This window comes from Arthrobacter nitrophenolicus, assembly GCF_000332815.1.
GTDB classification, from domain to species: domain Bacteria; phylum Actinomycetota; class Actinomycetes; order Actinomycetales; family Micrococcaceae; genus Arthrobacter; species Arthrobacter nitrophenolicus.
In genome coordinates, this window is record NZ_AOFD01000001.1 from 55,907 (window position 1) to 74,434 (window position 18,528).

Consider the following 18,528-nt stretch of genomic DNA (forward strand, 5'->3'; position numbering starts at 1 on the left):
CGGCGTAGACCCCGGGCGAATCCCGGCAGTAGTCTGGCACTTAATCAGCCTGATGGGTCCGGCCGTTCCGGCCGCAGCGGAGGGCTGCCACCAACCCTACTGACGAGGGAGTCATCGTGACTGTCACCGCACAGCCGGCCGTAAGCGCGGACCGCGAAAGCCAGCTTCTGGCCTCTGTTCCCACCGGATTGCTGATCAATGGCGAGTGGCGCGATGCCGCTTCCGGCAAGACGTTCGACGTCGAGGATCCCGCCACCGGCAAAGTCCTGCTGAGCATCGCCGACGCCGGCGCGGAGGACGGTGCCGCAGCACTGGACGCTGCCGTGGCCGCGCAGGAATCCTGGGCGAAGGTGCCCCCGCGGGAACGCGGCGAGATCCTGCGCCGTGCTTTTGAGCTGGTGACCGAGCGGGCCGAGGACTTCGCGCTCCTGATGACCATGGAGATGGGCAAGCCCCTGGCCGAAGCCCGCGGCGAAGTGACGTACGGCGCCGAGTTCCTGCGCTGGTTCTCCGAGGAAGCCGTCCGCGCCTTCGGCCGCTACTCCGTTTCCCCGGACGGCAAGTCCCGCTTGCTGGTCACCAAGAAGCCGGTGGGCCCCTGCCTGCTGATCACGCCGTGGAACTTCCCGCTGGCCATGGCCACCCGCAAGATCGCCCCCGCCGTGGCCGCAGGCTGCACCATGGTGCTGAAGTCCGCGAACCTCACACCGCTGACCTCGCAGTTGTTCGCCGCGGTAATGCAGGAGGCCGGCCTGCCCGCCGGCGTCCTGAACGTCATCCCCACGTCCACTGCAGGCGCCACGACCGGGCCGCTGATCAAGGATGCCCGGCTGCGCAAGCTCTCCTTTACCGGGTCCACGGAGGTGGGCCGCCGCCTGCTGTCCGACGCCTCGGAAACCGTCCTGCGGACCTCGATGGAGCTCGGCGGCAACGCCCCGTTCGTCGTCTTCGAGGACGCAGACCTGGACGCCGCCGTCGCCGGGGCCATGCTGGCGAAGCTGCGGAACATGGGCGAGGCCTGCACCGCGGCCAACCGGTTCATCGTGCACGAGTCCGTGGCCACCGAATTCGCGGAGAAGTTTGCCGCGAAGATGAAGGAAATGACCACCGCACGCGGCACCGAACCCGAGTCCAAGGTGGGCCCGCTGATCGACGCCAAGAGCCGTGACAAGGTCCACGAGCTGGTGTCAGACGCTGTGGCCTCCGGTGCGAAGGCCGTCCTGGGTGGCGCTCCGGTGGACGGGCCGGGCTACTTCTACCAGCCCACCATCCTGGCTGGCGTCACCGAGGGAACCCGCATCCTGTCCGAGGAAATCTTCGGACCCGTGGCCCCGATCATCACCTTCTCCTCGGAAGATGACGCCGTCCGCCTGGCCAACAACACCGAGTACGGTCTGGTGGCCTACGTCTTCACCAAGGACCTGAACCGCGGCATCCGGATGGGCGAACGCCTTGAGACCGGCATGCTGGGCCTGAACGCCGGCGTCATCTCGAACGCGGCAGCACCCTTCGGCGGCGTCAAGCAGTCCGGCCTGGGACGCGAAGGCGGCCTGGAGGGCATCGAGGAATACCTGTACACCCAGTACATCGGCATCGCCGACCCCTACGCGGGATAACAATCAGGGGAGTGCTTCGGCCCGGGCAGGCGAGCCCGGGCCGCAGGCCGCCGCCCGCCCTTACCGTGAACGCACGGGCAGGGCGCGGGAGGCGGCCTTTGCCGTTGCGGCGAGAAGCCGTCCCGCCGCCCGGAAAGGTGCCGCGACCATCCGTCCCAGCCGGCCCATGACTGACGGCGGAAGCCAGGCGGCGCGGAACCGCTGCCACCGGGTGGCGTTGCAGCGCAAGGCGAACTCCAGGGCTCCAATGTGTTCCGCCGGGTCGGCGCCGCCCGCATCCTGCCGCTCCCGCCCAGGGCCGCCCGTGTTCGGCCCCGCCGGCTGGGGCCGGCCGTACCTGTACCGCTCGAAATCCGAGGTGAGAACCCCCACGGCCCGATGGGCAGCCGCATCCATGCCGCCGGGTTCCCCAAAGCGGCTGCGAAGCCGGCCGGCATAGGCCCGCGGGGTCTCGCTTGGGACCGGGGCCACCCCGAAGTCGGTACCCAGGTCCACCACTTCGCTCCACGCCAGCGGGACAGCCTCACCCGGGTTCCTGGGCCGGAGCCGACAGGTCCGGGCAGCGGCCCGGACCAGGTGCGGTGACGCGGCCAGCAGGGCCGCACCCAGGACTGCGCCGGCGCCGATCAGGAACGGCAGGAGCTGCAGGCCGGCGTCCGTGCCGCCGCCCGTGCCCGGAACCGGAACAGGGGCAGCGCTGGGCGCGGGGGCTGGCGCCGGAGTGGCGTCAGGAACCAGGTCATCCCCATTGTCGACTGCACCCGGGGCGGATGGGGACGAGGACTCGCTCGCGTAGCCGGGAACCACGCCGCGGGAGGGGGTGGGCTCGAAAGGCACCCAGCCCACGCCCTGGAAGTACAGTTCCGGCCAGGCATGTGCGTCGCGCGCATCCACCTCGAACTCGGGAAGCGCTCCCTGGCCGGCCACCGTGACAGTGGCTCGGGTCAGCCTTCCCGGAGCGTAGCCCACCGCGATCCGGCTGGGGATACCTTCCAGCCTTGCCATGACGGCCATGGCCGATGCGTAGTGGATGCAGTAGCCGCTCTTCTGCTCCAGGAAGTCAGCCAGGACGGACAGGCCGTTGCCGTCATAGCCGTTCTGGACCGGTGACTGCAGGGAATAAGTGAACTCTGCCGAGCGAAGGTACCGCTGGATGGCCATCGCCTTCTGGTACGGGGTGTTGCCGGGGCCTGCTACGGTCCCGGCAGTGGTCCGCACGATCTCCGGCACGTTGCCGGGGATCCTGGTGAAGTCCTCGGGAATGTTCCGCAGCGGCGCGGAGGACTGCGCCAGGAGGTCGGCGGAAAGGTTCGGCACCGACGACGTGACCACGTATTCCTGCCGCCGGGAGGTGGTGTCCGAACCCTTGATGCTGAGGGTGGCCGGATCCCAGGTCCAACGGCCGTCCAGCCCCCGCACTGATTCGGGAGCGTACGGTGCCGGAAGGTAGGGGCTGTTGAAGGAGCCGGTATCGATGGCAGTCACCTGCTGCACCTGGTCGCTTGCCGGGGCGGCGTAGCCGGGGTCGATCTGCCCCACGAGCGGAAGCCGGGAGGCGTTGCGGTCGTCCGGGCCCCAGGATTCGCCGTCGAAGTTGTCCACCGTGACCGACCGCAGGTAGAGCGGGCTGGCCGCATTGGTGGCGTAGGTGATCCGGCCGCTGCCGTCAGGGGCCCGCAGGCTGTTTCCCAGGGTGATCATGGGGTTCAGTCCGGTGGAGGTGCCCCACGGATTGAGCCGGGAGCCCTGCGGGAATGTCCCCTGGTCGAATCCGGGGATGGCCAGTGCAACCAGTTGGGCGGCAACCAGGGCAGCGGCACCCGTCAACGCTGCCCGCCGGACCTGCCCGGGGGTCCGCGCGGAATCGGCCTGGGTGCGCGGGTCGGGGGCGAACCATTGGCTGAACGCAAGGATCATCAGGTAGCCGGCAACGGCGCCGGTGAAGCCCCAGAATCCGACGCTTTGCGGCTTGATCACGGCCGGAACCACCAGGATGGCGAACAAACCCACCCCGGTAGCGGCGGGCATGCCCAGGGGTACGGCTAGTGCGTCCACGAGGATGACGGCCAGGCCGAGGACGGCGCACATCACCATGACGATTCCGGCGTTCGGCGCCACCGGCGCGGTTTCGGAGAGGACGGTTTCGCTGGCGCGCCGGATGAACCGGCCCAGCTCGGTGAAAGTGGCAGGGGTGGGGATGAACCCCAGGACGCTCGAACCGCGGAAGAACGTGAGGGTCAGGATTGCGGCCAGCGACAGGAAACCGCCGGCAGTCACCAGCAGCGGCTGGGCCCGGATGGCGCGCAGCGATGCCAGGGTGAAGCTTACCGCCAGCACCGTGGTGAGCACGGGCCAGTACCAGCCCCAGCCCCTCAGCACACCGTTCAGGGAGAGGGCAGCACCGCAGACCGCTACCGATACCGCCAGCGCCATCGCCCAGGGAAAGGCACCAACGCGGGACCGGGCGGGGGAGGCTCCCGCAGCCTGCTGATGCTGCCCGGTCTCCGGAGACCGGGCCGGGGCGATGGTCACCGGACCACCCCCGCCCCGCGCCTGACTTCCACGGCCGGTGCCGGGAGCTCCACGTCCTGGTCGAACTGTCCCCACGCCGAGGCCACCGGGACCGACGGCGGTACGGCCACCGCACGCCACCCGCCCTGGCGCAGCGCCTCGAGGACAGGATCGAAGTCCGCAGGCCTGTCCGCCACCACGATGGCGAAGGCGTTCGTGCCGTAACCGGCGGCAGGGGCGAGGGACAGCGCCTCCTCGGGCGAGATCCTCCCCAGCACGGCAATCAGGGGCCCCCGCATGCGGTGGGCTGACAGCTTGTCCATCAGCCGGTCGTCGAAGGATGGAGGCCCGGAATCCTGGCTGGCGCGGTTACGGTGGCCGGAGAGCCCGGGGAGGGAGAACCCGCGGGGCGCCGCGTCCGGGAGCCGGCCGTCGCGGTGCTGGTGGTGGTGTGGCGCGGTGAGCTGGATCGCGGCAAGGCTTTCGGCGATCGACTGGAGACCGGAGGTGCCGCTGTATTCCTCCGCTTCCGGGTCGGGCGCAGACGGGGAATGGAGGAACGCCGGTTCCCCGCGGACATCGAGCAGGCGCAGGCCGTAGTTGCGTTCTGAGAGATGCGCGCTGATGGACATCGCCGCCACCACTGCCCACTCGAACGTGCCGCTGGTGGCCATGGAAGGCCCGTCCTGTGCGGACAGCCCGGCAGACACGGCCGTGGAACCGGAGGAAAACGCCGGAAAGCGGTGGTCCAGGATGATGGTCGCCTCGGGCGTGGTGACGGATTCCTCCTGCCTCACCATGAGGGCGCCGTGCCGGGCGGTGGCCGCCCAGTGGACCCGGCGCATGGGATCGCCGTGGCGGTATTCGCGGGTCATGACGTCGTCGTCGCTCGGGTTGGCCCGGATCCTGGTCGCTGTGACGCCGTCGTTGCCGCGTGCCCCGGCGAGTCCGGTCAGGGGCAGTACGACGGCGGCAGGCGTCACCGTCAGGATGTCGCCGTCGTCGATGGCCTGGCGGTGCAGGGAAAGCCCGAACGGGTCGGTGAACTCAGCCGTGACCGGCCCAATGCGGAACTGGCCCCGCCGGGCAGAGCGCAGGTGGTACTCATAGCGGCTGGTTCCGCCTGTGGCTGACCGGGACGGGAACCGGAATGCGGGGGATTCACCGAACCGTGGCGGCAGGCGCTCCTCCATGGTGGCCCGGCCGCTGCCGTTTCCGGTCCGGGAAACGGCCAGCCGCACAGTGGTGGGGGCCGACGTTTCCACGGGGGAGGGGTTGAACTCCCGGGAGACTCGGAAACGCGGCTTGACCAGGCGGATGCCGGCCAGCGAAACCAGGGGAAGGACCAGCAGCAGGACGCTGAGCGTGAGCAGGTCGCGCCGGCCCATGATGTATGCGGCGGCCAGGGCGGCGGCGCCGGCGCCCAGCATCCCCCAGCCTCGCGGGGTGAAGAGATGCCGCGGAAGCCTGTCCAGCAGCGCCATGGTTCCGCCTAGCGGTTCCTGCCCAGGCCGGCCACGGATGCAGTACTCCTGCCGGCCGGAGCAGCGTTGGAATCCGAGGGCGCGTGCGGAACCGGCAGCTTCGACAGGATGCCCCGCAGGACGCTGTGGGGCGTCTCGCCCGAGCCTGCGGCCTTCCGGTCCAGGATGATCCGGTGCGCCAGGACCGCCTCCCCGACGTGGACCACGTCGTCCGGAAGCACGAAATCGCGGCCGTCAAGGGCGGCAGTGGCCTTGGCAGCGCGCAGCAGCTGCAGCATGGAGCGTGGACTCGCGCCCAGCCTCAGGAGCGGGCTTTCCCGGGTGGCCCTGCCCACCGAAACCGTGTACTCCTTGACGGCCTGGGACACGTACACCTGCTGGACCGTGGAAATCATGGCCGCCACTTCTGCCGTGCTGACCACCGCCGACACCATGGCCAGCGGTGATGCCGCCTGGTGCGTCTCGAGCATCTCGATCTCAGCGTCCTTGTCCGGGTAGCCCATGGAAATCCGCGCCATGAAGCGGTCCCGTTGGGCTTCGGGCAGCGGGTACGTCCCTTCCATTTCAATGGGGTTCTGGGTGGCGACCACCATGAAAGGCTCGCCCAGGCGGTAGGAGGTACCGTCCACCGTCACCTGGTGTTCCTCCATGCACTCCAGCAGTGCTGACTGGGTTTTGGCCGAGGCGCGGTTGATTTCGTCGCCGATGACGATGTTGGCAAAGACTGCCCCGGGCCGGAACTCAAACAGCCGGGAGGCCTGGTTGTAGATGGACACACCCGTAACGTCGGACGGCAGCAGGTCAGGCGTGAACTGGATGCGGTTGACGGTGCAGTCGATGGTCCGCGCCAGGGTCTTCGCCAGGAGCGTCTTTCCCACTCCGGGCACGTCCTCAAGCAGCAGGTGGCCCTGAGCCAGCAGGACGGTCAGAGCAAGCTTGGCGGCATCGGATTTCCCGTCGATCACGGTATTGACTGTTGTGAGGATGCGCTGGCTGGCGGCGTGGAACGACTCACCGTCCATCGCGGCCGCCTGCCGGTGACCGTTCAGCCGGCTGACAGGCTCTGCGACGCCCTTGAAATTACCGGCGGCAGTGCTTCCCTCGGTGGCAATACGTCGGTGGGGTTCCATCGGCAACCTTTCAGCCCGGGTTTCACCTGGACGTGACAGCAAGCCTGCCTTCGCCCCTCGGTGGGCGTTCGCATCTGTTCGTACCAGACTACTAACACAACTGCACCGGCAGACAGAGAGTTCCGACAAAAATGGGGCACCCTCCCGCGGTTAGGCTGGATGGATGTGCACTTCGCTGATTCCCGACGCTTACCGCACCACCGCCGCCGGGGAAGCCCCGGATGACGCAGGCGGCCGGACCAGGGATTTCCCGCCGGCACCGGAACCGCTGCCGGTGCCGGTCATGGACAACCACACCCATCTTGATTTCCCGGAGGGGAAAGCGCCGGTTGGAATCCGGGCGGCCCTTGACGCTGCTGCCGCGGTGGGAGTCCAGGGAGCCGTCCAGGTGGGATGCGACCTGGAGTCCTCCCGTTTCACTGTCCAGGCGGTGGAACAGGACGAACGGCTTCTCGGCGCCGTTGCCCTGCACCCCAACGACGCACCCCGTTATGCGGCCAGGGGCGAACTGGAGGAGGCCCTTGACGAGATCGAGAAGCTGGCCTCCCACCCGCGGATCCGCGCCATCGGCGAAACCGGGCTCGACTTTTACCGGACCAGGGGCGAAGGCCTGGCCCACCAGAAGTACTCCTTCCGGCGCCACATCGACATCGCAAAGCGCCTGGACCTGACGCTGCAAATCCATGACCGGGATGCGCACAGCGAGGTGGTGCAGGTCCTGCGCGAGGAGGGCGCACCGGAGAGGGTGGTGTTCCACTGCTTTTCGGGGGACGAAGAGCTTGCGGAAATCTGCAACCGGGAGGGCTGGTGGATGTCCTTCGCGGGCACGCTGACCTTCAAGAATGCCGCGAACCTGCGCGCGGCGCTCACCGTTGCGGATCCCGCCCTGGTCCTGGTGGAGACCGACGCGCCGTTCCTGACCCCCCATCCCCACCGGGGGCGCCCGAACGCGAGTTACATGGTGCCCTATACCGTCCGGGCGATGGCCGAATTGACAGAATCCGACCTGGGCGCGCTTTGTACCCGAATCAGCGAAAATACCGTGCGGGCATACGGATCCTGGTCGTGATAGCAGCGCAATCCTGGGTGTTCAGGGGAATACCTGGTATGCAGATTTGTTGGCCGGTTTATAACGCTACGGTTACAGTGGGAAACTGTTAGCCGGGGTCGGGGAAGGCCATCGGGTAATTCACTTCATCTTGCAACACGCGCGGGCGGGCCTTGGTCCGCCCTGGCCGTTGCGCGGAGTGTGGCGGCGCAACGGTGCCCGGACTGCTGTTATACACGGTAGTGCCGGGCATTTTATTGCGCGATCCCCGTGCCCGGAAGGACCTAAAGTTACGGGCAAACGTGGTCAAGTTCTTCACAACGGACGGCAAGATCAGCTTTTTCAAGGTCGGTGCCCAGATGCTGGTGCTCTGTGCACTGGTGGTGGGGCTCGTAGCTTCGTGGGCAATAACAAAACCGTCACGGTGAACGTGGACGGCAAAGTCACGTCCGTGCAGACTTTCGGCGGAACGGTCGGCCAGGTGGTTAAAAGCGCCAACCTGGAACTCAAGGCGACGGACAGGGTTTCCCCCGCAGTTGACGCCACCGTCCAGGACGGCACCGTCATCAACGTGAACCAGGCCAAGGAAGTCACCGTGAGCCTGGACGGGGCGGAAAAGACCGTCAACACCACCGCCCAGGACGTGGAGGACCTGGTGACCGAACTCGGTGTTGCCAGTGCCTCATCGGTATCCGCTCCCAAGGACGCCCAGCTCGCCGTCGAGGGTTCATTCGTGTCCATCTCCACGCCCAAGACCGTCAGCATCGTCGCCGACGGCAAGGTGGACACCACCACCACTACGGCCGCTACCGTGGGCAATGTCCTGGAAGATGCAGGCCTGGCCCTTGGCGCCAACGACCGCACCTCCCAGCCCGCCAACGCACACGTGGTCAACAACATGGTGATCAAGGTTTCCCGTGTTGATAACGCCCAGACCGCTGTGGCCACCGAGGACGTTGATTTTGAAACGGTGACCACCGAAAGCGCCGAACTGCTGAAGGGTGAAAAGGAAGTCACCCAGGCCGGTTCCGCCGGCAAGGTGGAGAAGACCTACAAGCTGGTCCTGGTGGATGGCCGCGAGGCCTCCCGGACCCTTGTGTCCGAGACGGTCACCGTGCAGCCGGTGGCGGAAAAGATCACGGTAGGCACCAAACCCAAGCCCGTCACCCAGGCTGCCCCGGCAACCACCGGCAGCAACACCGGTGCTGCCGCGCCGGCGATGATGAACGAGGCCATGTGGGACAAGATTGCCCAGTGTGAGTCCGGTGGAAACTGGAGCATCAACACTGGCAACGGCTACTACGGCGGCCTGCAGTTCGATATCCAGACCTGGATTGGCGCCGGCGGCGGGGCCTATGCCCCCAACGCCAGCCTCGCCACCAAAGCCCAGCAGATCGACATCGCCAACCGCGTCTACGCACAGCGCGGCCTGCAGCCCTGGGGCTGCGGCTGGGCAGCCACCAGCTGACCGCCAGCTGCCCCGCCCTTGGCGCCTGCGGCCGGGTCCGGACTTTCCGGGCCCGGCCGCAGCCGTTAACCGGCGGCCCGGAGTTCTTTTCCGGACAGGTCCGGCATATGCGGCTGTCCCGGACGGAATCTCCGCGCGGGATAGGATACCTAGGTGACTGAACCCATCCCCGCCGCGCCCGCACCGCTGTTTGGTGCCTCCGATATACGCCGGCTGGCGGAGGAAATAGGGGTCAGGCCCACCAAGACCCTCGGCCAGAACTTCGTCATCGACGGCAACACCATCCGCCGGATCGTCGCTGCCGCTGACGTGGAGCCTGGCGAGACAGTACTGGAGGTGGGCCCCGGCCTCGGGTCCCTGACCCTTGGACTGCTGGACGCCGCTGCCGCTGTGGTCGCCGTCGAAATTGATCCCGTCCTTGCGGCGAAACTGCCCGAAACCGTGAAGGAATGGCGTCCCGCCGCCGCAGCTGCCTTCCACCTGGTGCACGCCGATGCCATGAAGGTCACCGGACTTCCGGTCCAGCCCACAGCACTTGTGGCCAACCTGCCATACAACGTGGCGGTGCCCGTGGTGCTGCACCTGCTGGAGCAATTCCCCAGCCTGCAGCACGGGCTGGTCATGGTGCAGGACGAAGTGGCGGACCGCCTCGCGGCCGGCCCCGGTTCGAAGACCTATGGCGTCCCATCGGTGAAGGCCGCCTGGTACAGCCACATGCGCAAGGCCGGCGTCATCGGCATGAATGTCTTCTGGCCCGCGCCAAAGATCCACTCCGGCCTGGTTGCCTTCACCCGCCGCGAGCCGCCGGCCACCACGGCAACCCGTGAACAGGTGTTCGCGGTGGTGGACGCCGCGTTCGCGCAGCGCCGCAAAACCCTGCGTGCCGCGCTTGCCGGCTGGGCCGGGGGAGCGCCGGAAGCTGAACGCTGCCTGCTGGCAGCCGGCGTGGACCCCACTGCCCGCGGTGAAGTCATTGACATCGCCGCGTTTGCCCGGATCGCCGAGGCCAAGGAAACCGGGGCGTGACGGCGGCGCGGCCGGGCCGGTTCACTGCCAGGACCGTCAGGGTCAAGGCACCCGGCAAAGTCAACGTGTCCTTGGACGTCGGGCCCCTCCGCCCCGACGGCTACCACTCGGTGGCCAGCGTTTACCTCGCGGTCTCCCTGTATGAGGAAGTGGCCGCCACCAGCACCGAGACGCCCGGGATCACGGTCAGCATCAGCCCGGACAGCACACTGGACCTGGACGCCGTCGACATTCCCCTCGACGGCAACAACCTGGCGTACAAAGCCGCCGCCATCATGGCGGACGTTTCCGAACATGCCACCGGAGTGCACCTGGAAATCACCAAGCGCGTCCCGGTGGCCGGCGGCATGGGCGGCGGATCCGCCGACGCCGCGGCGACACTCCTGGCCTGCGACGCACTCTGGAACAGCGGCCTCTCCCGTGAAGAACTGGCCCACTTGGCCGCGGAGCTCGGTGCCGATGTCCCGTTCTCCCTTCTGGGCGGCACCGCCGTCGGCCTGGGCCTGGGCGACAAGCTGTCCCCGGCACTGGCCAAGGCGCAAACCCACTGGGTCCTGGTCACCGCCGACTACGGCCTGTCCACACCTGAGGTGTACCGGACCCTGGACCGGCTGCGTGAAGCTGAAGGGGTGGAAGCAGCCGAGCCCACCGGCGTCGACCCCCAGATCCTGACTGCCCTGCGCGGTGGTGACGCTGAAGCGCTGAGCCGGGTCCTGGTCAACGACCTCCAGCGGGCGTCCATTGAACTTGCCCCGTCCCTGCGCGATACGCTGGGCATCGGCGAATCCCACGGGGCCATTGCCGGCATTGTGTCCGGCTCCGGTCCAACCGTGGCCCTGCTCGCGGATGATTCGGTGGCCGCGGAGGCCCTGGCTGAGGCTTTGCAGCGCTACGGCTTGTCGGCCCTGGCCGTGCACGGTCCGGTTCCGGGGGCGCGCATCGTCTCCGACACTCTGATCTGACCCCTTTTACTCCCACCCGAGCAGCAGAAAGCAGTTCCCTTTGGCACACCTTCTTGGCGGCGAAAACCTGACGGTTTCCTACGCAACCCGCACCGTCCTTGACGGCGTCACCCTGGGACTCGAGGAGGGCGACAGGATCGGCATGGTGGGCCGCAACGGCGATGGCAAGTCCACCCTGATGAGGTTGCTCGCCCTGCGTTCCACGCCGGATTCCGGCCGGGTCACCAAGCGCGGCGACGTCAACATCGGCTACCTGGACCAAAGCGACGTGCTCGACGGCGACCTGACCGTGGGTGCCGCGATCGTGGGGGACCAGGCCGACTACGAGTGGGCACGCAATCCCCGGATCCGGGAAATCATGGGCGGGTTGGTGTCCGACGTCGACTGGCACGCCAATGTCCATGCCCTGTCCGGCGGGCAGAAACGGCGGGTTGCCCTCGCCAAGCTGCTCATCGAGGACCATGACGTCATCATGCTTGACGAACCCACCAACCACCTCGACGTTGAAGGTGTGGCCTGGCTGGCCCGGCACCTGAAATCGCGCTGGCGCGCCAACCAGGGCGCCTTCCTGGTGGTGACCCACGACCGGTGGTTCCTCGATGAAGTGTGCACCAAGACGTGGGAAGTGCACGACGGCATCGTGGACCCCTTTGAAGGCGGCTATGCGGCCTACGTCCTTGCCCGCGCGGAGCGGGACCGGATGGCCGCCGTCGTGGAGAGCAAGCGCCAGCAGCTGGTCAAGAAGGAACTGGCCTGGCTCCGGCGCGGCGCGCCCGCCCGGACGTCCAAGCCGAAATTCCGGATCGAAGCGGCCAACGCCCTGATCGAGGATGTCCCGGAGCCGCGCGACTCCATGGCGCTGAACAAGATGGCCACGGCCCGGCTGGGCAAGGATGTACTGGACCTCGAGCACGTCTCGCTCAACTTCCGCGGCGGCGACGACGGCCGGAAGCTTTTCGACAACATCACCCTGCGCCTGGCGCCGGGTGAGCGCCTGGGGCTGGTGGGCGTCAACGGCGCCGGCAAGACTACCCTCCTCAAGCTGCTCAACGGCGAGATTACGCCTGACGCCGGCAAGCTGAAGCGCGGCAAGACCGTGGTCACGGCCGTGCTCACGCAGGAAGTCAAGGAACTCGACGACGTCTCCGACCTCCGCGTCATTGAGGTCATCGAGCGGGAAAAGCGGTCCTTCAACGTGGGCGGCCGGGAATTCACGGCAGGCCAGCTGGTGGAGCAGCTGGGCTTCACCAACCAGAAGCAGTGGACCCCGGTCAAGGACCTGTCCGGCGGTGAACGCCGGCGCCTGCAGCTCCTGCGGCTCCTGGTGGGGGAGCCCAACGTCCTGATGCTGGACGAGCCCACCAACGACCTGGATACAGACACCCTGGCTGCGGTTGAGGATGTCCTGGACGGCTGGCCGGGCACCCTGGTGGTGGTCAGCCACGACCGCTACCTGCTTGAACGCGTGACGGACCACCAGATGGCCCTGCTCGGCGACGGCAAGCTCCGCGGCCTGCCCGGCGGCGTGGACCAGTACCTTGAGCTCCGTGAGTCCGCCCTCGCCGGATCCACGGTGACCGGCGGCGGCAACCCTGTCACCAGCGCCGGCGGCGCGGCTCCGGCCGCCGCCCAGTCAGGCCCTTCCGAGGCGGAAAAGCGGGAGGCCCGCAAGGCCCTCAACCGGATCGAGCGGCAGCTGAAGAAGCTCGAGCAGCAGGAAAAGAAGCTCCACGACGACATGGTCAAGAGCACGGAGAAGTCCGACTTCGACGCCCTGGCGGAACAGAACAAGCAGCTCAAGGACCTGGGCGAGGAAAAGGACGCCCTGGAAATGGAGTGGCTCGAAGCCTCGGAGCTCCTGGGCGACTGACAAAGGCGACGCGGGCACCAGCGGTGCAGGAGGCCTTCGTGTAGTCGCGCATCGCGGCGCATCGGGCGCCGGAGGTCGCCCAGCGACCGCAGGTGCCCCTATGCGTTGTGTCTAAGCGACGGCGAAGGGCTCCTGTGCCGCGGACGGAACCAGGCAGTTACGCCTCAGACCGCAGCTCCGGGTCCTTCTTGAGGCCGGTCAGGCCGTTCCAGGCGAGGTTGACCAGGTGCGCTGCCACAGTGTGCTTGTCGGGCTGGCGGCTGTCCTGCCACCACTGGCCGGTCATGGCCACCATGCCCACGAGCATCTGGGCGTACATGGCGCCGTCTTCACCGCTGAAGCCGCGGCGGGAGAATTCGTCGGAGAGGATGTGCTCCACCCGGGCGGTGACGTGCGAGAGCAGGGTGGAGAAGGCCCCTTCGGGCTGGGAGGGCGGGGCGTCCCGCATCAGGATGCGGAAGCCTTCCGTGCGGTCCTCGATGTAGGTCAGCAGCGCCAGCGCGGCGCGCTCCACGAGGACCCGCGGCTTTGCCTCCTCGGCCAGGGCGGCGCTGATGGAATCCAGGAGGATGTGGAACTCGCAGTCCACCACCTCGGTGTAGAGCCCCTCTTTCGAACCGAAGTGTTCGTAGATGACCGGCTTGGATACGCCTGCGCAGGCGGCGATCTCCTCGATGGTGGTGCCGTCCAGGCCCCGGACGGCAAAGAGGCCCCGTCCGACGCCGATCAGCTGGCTCCGGCGCTGCAGTGCGGTCATCCGGGTCCGCGGGGGGGTGTTGCTCACATTTCCATCATGCCCTACGGCCCTGGCCCGGCTTTCCGGGGCTGCGGAGCGGGCGCGGCGGGCCCGTGTCGCGCCGCGCCCCGAACCCATGGCAAAATAGGGACTTGTGCCCGGGCCTAGCGCCTGGGGCATGGTCCGCTCTGGTGTAACGGCAGCACCCCGGCCTTTGGAGCCGTGGAGTATAGGTTCGAATCCTATGGGCGGAACTGCTGTGCGAGGAGTTCAGTAGGAGGACACCCGGTACCGCGCCAACAGGCCGGCCGGACACCGCAAGCGCCAGCGCAACCCAGGCAAGGAGAGCCCGTACGTGATCCCCGAGAAAACCGGCCCGGCCGCCGTCATCGTCCTGGCAGCAGGCGCCGGTACGCGGATGAAGTCACGTACCCCCAAGATCCTCCACGAAATCGGTGGGCGGTCCATGGTGGGGCACGCGCTCCTGGCGGCCCGCAGCATCAACCCGCAGCAGCTCGCCATCGTGGTCCGCCACGAACGCGACCTGGTGGCGGAGCACGTTTCCCGGCTCGACCCGTCGGCCCTGATCGTTGACCAGGACGACATCCCCGGCACCGGCCGCGCCGTCGAAGCGGCACTCCAGGCCCTTGACGCGGAGCAGCAGCTCACCGGCACCGTGGTGGTCACCTACGGCGACGTCCCGCTGCTGTCCGGCGGGCTCCTGGCCGAACTGGTTGCCACCCATGAGCGCGAAGCCAACGCGGTGACCGTCCTGACCGCGGTGCTGGACGACGCCACCGGCTACGGGCGGATCCTGCGCGGTGAGGACGGCACGGTCACCGGGATCAGGGAGCACAAGGATTCCACCGAGGCCGAGCAGCTCATCCGCGAGGTCAACTCCGGCATCTACGCCTTCGACGCCGCGGTCCTGCGGGAAGCCCTGGGCAAGGTCACCACCGAGAACGCGCAGGGGGAGAAGTACCTCACGGATGTCCTCGGACTGGCGCGGGAGGCAGGGGGCCGCGTGGCCGCCGTCGTCACTGCGGACCGCTGGCAGGTGGAAGGCGCCAACGACCGCGTCCAGCTCGCAGCGCTTGGCGCGGAACTGAACCGGCGCACCGTGGAAGCCTGGATGCGCGCCGGCGTCACCGTCGTGGACCCCGCCACCACCTGGATCGATTCCTCCGTCACGCTCGACGAGGACGTCCGGCTCCTGCCCAACATCCAGCTCCATGGAGCCACCACCGTGGCACGGGACGCCGTCGTGGGCCCGGACACCACCCTGACGGACGTTACCGTCGGCGAAGGAGCCAAGGTGGTCCGCACCCATGGTTCCGGTGCCGTGATCGGGAAGGGCGCCGCCGTCGGGCCCTTCACGTACCTCCGCCCGGGCACGGTCCTGGGCGAAAGCGGCAAGATCGGCGCCTTCTACGAAACCAAGAACGTGACCATCGGCCGCGGCTCCAAGCTGTCCCACCTCGGCTATGCAGGTGACGCCGAAATCGGCGAGGACACCAACATCGGCTGCGGAAACATCACAGCCAATTACGACGGCGAAAAGAAGCACCGGACGGTCATCGGCTCCGGTGTGCGTACAGGTTCCAATACGGTCTTTGTTGCTCCGGTCACCGTGGGGGACGGCGCCTACAGCGGCGCCGGTGCGGTGATCCGCAAAGACGTACCCGCCGGCGCCCTTGCGTTGAGCATCGCTGCCCAGCGCAACACCGAAGGCTGGGTCCCCGCCCACAGGCCGGGAACCCGTTCGGCCGAACTGGCCCAGGCGGCCACCAAAGACTCCTCAAGTACCCCGGCATCTACAGAAGAGGGCAAGTAATAATGAGCGAAATTACGGCGCACGGCGAGAAGAAGCTGGTGCTCGCCACCGGGCGGGCACACCCGGAGCTTGCCCGGGAAATCGCCAAGGAGCTCGGGACGGACCTCCTCCCGGTGGACGCCTACGATTTCGCCAACGGTGAGATCTACGTCCGCGCGGGCGAAAGCGTCCGCGGCACGGACGCCTTCGTAATCCAGGCGCACCCGGCCCCGCTGAACAACCACCTGATGGAACAGCTGATCATGATCGATTCGCTGAAGCGCGCCTCAGCCAAGCGGATCACCGTGGTATCGCCGTTCTACCCGTACTCCCGGCAGGACAAGAAGGGCCGCGGCCGCGAGCCCATCTCCGCCCGCCTGGTGGCCGACATGTACAAGACCGCCGGCGCGGACCGCATCATGAGCGTGGACCTGCACACCGCCCAGATCCAGGGCTTCTTCGACGGTCCCGTGGACCACCTGATGGCCATCCCGCTGCTGGCCGACTACATCCGCACCCGGGTGGACGCCGACAACATCACCGTTGTTTCCCCCGACACCGGACGCGTCCGGGTGGCTGAACAGTGGGCCGAACGGCTGGGCGGCGCGCCCCTGGCATTCGTGCACAAGAGCCGCGACCTGACCGTCCCCAACCAGGCCGTGTCCAAGACCGTGGTGGGCCAGATCGAGGGGCGCACCTGCGTCCTCATCGACGACATGATCGACACCGGCGGAACCATCTCCGGTGCAGTCCAGGTGCTGAAGAACGCCGGCGCCAAAGATGTCATCATCGCCGCCACGCACGCCGTCTTCTCCGAGCCCGCCGCCCAGCGGCTCTCGGACTCCGGTGCCCGCGAAGTGGTTGTCACCAACACCCTTCCGCTGTCCGCCTCCCAGCGGTTCCCGCAGCTGACCGTGCTGTCCATCGCGCCGCTGATCGCACGCGCCGTCCGTGAAGTGTTCGACGACGGCTCCGTCACCAGCCTGTTCGACGGCAACGCGTAGCGCTCCTGGTGGTTAGGCCTGTCGAAACCCGGTTTCGACAGGCTCATCCACCGGCGACCGGGCCCGGTTTAAGGAAACCGGCCCGCCGCTGGTAGGCTTGTCCCCGATACCTTGGCGAGGGAGAGCAGCCGGTTGGGTGTACGCCCGGCAACGGCCTGCAGTCTCCGTTATCGACTGGGTCTGATCTGCCCTTCATTGCGAAGGGCGCCTTCGTGAAGAGCCGCCTCCGGGCCGCCCGGCGTTGAAGGTCGAACCAGACCTCCGCCCTTGCTGAACACCGTTTAGTCTTCAAGGAGATTTCCATGTCTGAGCAGAAGCTCGCAGCAGAACTGCGCACCGAATTCGGCAAGGGCTACGCCCGCCGCGCCCGGATGGCCAACCTGATCCCCGCCGTCATCTACGGCCACGGCGCAGAGCCCATCCACATCACCCTCCCGGCCAAGGCCACCACCCTGGCTGTCCGCACCCCCAACGCCCTGCTGTCCCTGGACATCAACGGCGACGGCCACCTGGCCCTGGTCAAGGACATCCAGCGCGACCCGATCAAGCAGATCATCGAGCACATCGACCTCCTGACCGTCCGCAAGGGCGAGAAGGTCACCGTTGACGTCCCCGTCCACGTTGAAGGTGAAACCGCCCCCGGCACCGTCCACAACCTCGAACTGACCGTTGTGTCCCTCGAGGCCGAGGCAACCCACCTGCCCGAGTCCGTTGAGGTCAGCATCGAAGGCCGCGCCGCAGGCGAGCACATCCACGCCTCCGACCTGGTCCTGCCCAAGGGTTCGGTCCTGCTGACCGACGCCGAGGCCCTCGTGGTCAACATCTCCGAGGAAGTCGCCGCCGAGGAAGAAGCTCCCGAAGAAGCCGAGGCCGCTTCCGAAGAAGCTCCCGAAGCAGCCGAGGAAGCAGCAGCCGAGTAACAACCGCTATGCCCTTGCCAGTGGCCGGATCCCCCTGGGGTCCGGCCACTGCCATGTCCACCGCCGCTGGCCTGCGGCTTGTCCCAACCGCCCACCTTAGGATTGACCCATGACTGACACCTGGCTGATCGTTGGCCTCGGAAACCCCGGAGTCCAGTACCAAGGCAACAGGCACAACGTCGGCCAGATGGTCCTCGACGAACTGGCAGGCCGGATCGGTGCCGGGTTCAAGACCCACAAGGCGCGCGCCCAGGTGCTGGAAGGACGGCTGGGGATTGGCGGCCCCCGGGTTGTCCTGGCCAAACCGATGACCTACATGAATGTTTCCGGCGGCCCGGTGTCCGCATTGGCCAACTTCTACGGCATCTCGCCCGACCATGTGGTTGCCGTCCACGACGAAATCGACATCCCTTTTAACACTGTGAAGCTCAAGATCGGCGGCGGCGAAGGCGGCCACAACGGGCTGCGCGACATCTCGAAAGCGCTGGCCACCAAGGATTACCTGCGGGTCCGGGTGGGGGTCGGGCGTCCTCCCGGCAGGATGGACACCGCCGACTACGTGCTGCGGGATTTTGGCACCGCGGAGCTCAAGGAACTGCCGTTCCTGCTCGATGAAGCGGCGGATGCCGTGGAGGCGCTGCTGCACGAGGGCCTTACGGCAGCGCAGCAGAAGTACCATCCCGCCAAAACCGGGCGGTAGCAATATAGAAACTTAAACCCGTTTCAACCTGTTTCCCTGTGGGTGCCACAGGGTACTCTTCTTGCTATGCGGGGGAGCAATGGGGCTACAACCCGCTATCGGGGATGTAGGGGATAAGTTCATGTCAATCGAGCCACTCAGCTGGGGACGTGGGTCAACACCTCACGACGTTGGGCTGCGCGCCCATGCCTCGGAAGCACCGGAGCAGCAATGGTCCGCGCCTGCCCGCAGTGCCAACCT

The 18,528-nt window shown here is 67.4% G+C and carries 13 protein-coding genes, 1 tRNA gene and 1 pseudogene; 11 read left to right on the forward strand and 4 right to left on the reverse strand.

The features are described 5' to 3' along the window. Nucleotides 1-116: 116 nt before the first annotated feature. Entirely contained in the window at nt 117-1,616 is a 1,500-nt protein-coding gene (locus G205_RS00265) for an NAD-dependent succinate-semialdehyde dehydrogenase (protein ID WP_009356251.1), read from the forward strand. 60 nt (nt 1,617-1,676) lie between these two features. Here the strand turns inward: G205_RS00265 and G205_RS00270 are convergent, their stop codons facing one another. Genes G205_RS00270 through G205_RS00280 form a run of 3 tightly spaced genes read right to left on the reverse strand, consistent with a single transcriptional unit; the run spans nt 1,677 to nt 6,741 of the window. Continuing rightward, on the reverse strand, nt 1,677-4,148 hold the full coding sequence (locus G205_RS00270) for a transglutaminase TgpA family protein (RefSeq protein ID WP_009356252.1): 2,472 nt from the start codon (nt 4,146-4,148) through the stop codon (nt 1,677-1,679). Beyond that, nucleotides 4,145-5,611: a DUF58 domain-containing protein gene (locus tag G205_RS00275; RefSeq protein ID WP_009356253.1), complete on the reverse strand. Its 1,467-nt coding sequence runs from the start codon at nt 5,609-5,611 to the stop codon at nt 4,145-4,147. The genes G205_RS00270 and G205_RS00275 overlap by 4 nt, the downstream gene beginning before the upstream one ends. An 8-nt stretch (nt 5,612-5,619) precedes the next feature. Then, nucleotides 5,620-6,741, reverse strand: a complete 1,122-nt coding sequence (locus tag G205_RS00280; protein WP_009356254.1) for an AAA family ATPase — start codon at nt 6,739-6,741, stop codon at nt 5,620-5,622. Between the two features lie 163 nt (nt 6,742-6,904). On the opposite strand from G205_RS00280, the gene G205_RS00285 reads away from it, so the two are divergent. The 5 genes and pseudogenes from G205_RS00285 (at nt 6,905) to G205_RS00305 (ending at nt 13,115) form a co-directional block, all read left to right on the forward strand. Then, complete coding sequence (locus G205_RS00285) at nt 6,905-7,810, forward strand: TatD family hydrolase (RefSeq protein WP_009356255.1); 906 nt, start codon at nt 6,905-6,907, stop codon at nt 7,808-7,810. Nucleotides 7,811-8,091: 281 nt separating this feature from the next. Next, nucleotides 8,092-9,257, forward strand: a pseudogene (locus G205_RS00290) (transglycosylase family protein). A 153-nt stretch (nt 9,258-9,410) separates the two neighbouring features. Then, nucleotides 9,411-10,283 (forward strand): 16S rRNA (adenine(1518)-N(6)/adenine(1519)-N(6))-dimethyltransferase RsmA, encoded by an 873-nt coding sequence (gene rsmA / locus G205_RS00295; RefSeq protein ID WP_009356256.1) that lies wholly within the window; start codon nt 9,411-9,413, stop codon nt 10,281-10,283. Further along, complete coding sequence (locus G205_RS00300; protein ID WP_009356257.1) at nt 10,280-11,245, forward strand: 4-(cytidine 5'-diphospho)-2-C-methyl-D-erythritol kinase; 966 nt, start codon at nt 10,280-10,282, stop codon at nt 11,243-11,245. The genes rsmA and G205_RS00300 overlap by 4 nt, the downstream gene beginning before the upstream one ends. 40 nt (nt 11,246-11,285) lie before the next feature. After that, on the forward strand, nt 11,286-13,115 hold the full coding sequence (locus G205_RS00305; RefSeq protein WP_009356258.1) for an ABC-F family ATP-binding cassette domain-containing protein: 1,830 nt from the start codon (nt 11,286-11,288) through the stop codon (nt 13,113-13,115). A gap of 157 nt (nt 13,116-13,272) precedes the next feature. On the opposite strand, the gene G205_RS00310 is transcribed toward G205_RS00305, so the two are convergent. Further along, the gene (locus G205_RS00310) at nt 13,273-13,899 is read right to left on the reverse strand and encodes a TetR/AcrR family transcriptional regulator (RefSeq protein WP_009356259.1); all 627 of its coding nucleotides are present in this window, start codon (nt 13,897-13,899) and stop codon (nt 13,273-13,275) included. 134 nt (nt 13,900-14,033) lie between these two features. Here G205_RS00310 and G205_RS00315 point away from each other — a divergent pair. From G205_RS00315 to pth, 5 genes are all read left to right on the forward strand, one after another. After that, nucleotides 14,034-14,105, forward strand: a tRNA-Gln gene (locus tag G205_RS00315). Nucleotides 14,106-14,206: 101 nt separating this feature from the next. Then, the gene (gene glmU / locus G205_RS00320; protein WP_009356260.1) at nt 14,207-15,685 is read left to right on the forward strand and encodes a bifunctional UDP-N-acetylglucosamine diphosphorylase/glucosamine-1-phosphate N-acetyltransferase GlmU; all 1,479 of its coding nucleotides are present in this window, start codon (nt 14,207-14,209) and stop codon (nt 15,683-15,685) included. A gap of 2 nt (nt 15,686-15,687) precedes the next feature. After that, the gene (locus G205_RS00325) at nt 15,688-16,668 is read left to right on the forward strand and encodes a ribose-phosphate diphosphokinase (RefSeq protein WP_009356261.1); all 981 of its coding nucleotides are present in this window, start codon (nt 15,688-15,690) and stop codon (nt 16,666-16,668) included. A 302-nt stretch (nt 16,669-16,970) separates the two neighbouring features. Further along, the gene (locus tag G205_RS00330) at nt 16,971-17,588 is read left to right on the forward strand and encodes a 50S ribosomal protein L25/general stress protein Ctc (RefSeq protein WP_009356262.1); all 618 of its coding nucleotides are present in this window, start codon (nt 16,971-16,973) and stop codon (nt 17,586-17,588) included. Nucleotides 17,589-17,697: 109 nt separating this feature from the next. Next, nucleotides 17,698-18,288 carry an aminoacyl-tRNA hydrolase gene (gene pth / locus G205_RS00335; protein WP_009356263.1) on the forward strand — a complete coding sequence of 197 codons (591 nt, stop codon included), beginning with the start codon at nt 17,698-17,700 and terminating at the stop codon, nt 18,286-18,288. The last annotated feature ends 240 nt before the right edge of the window (nt 18,289-18,528 follow it).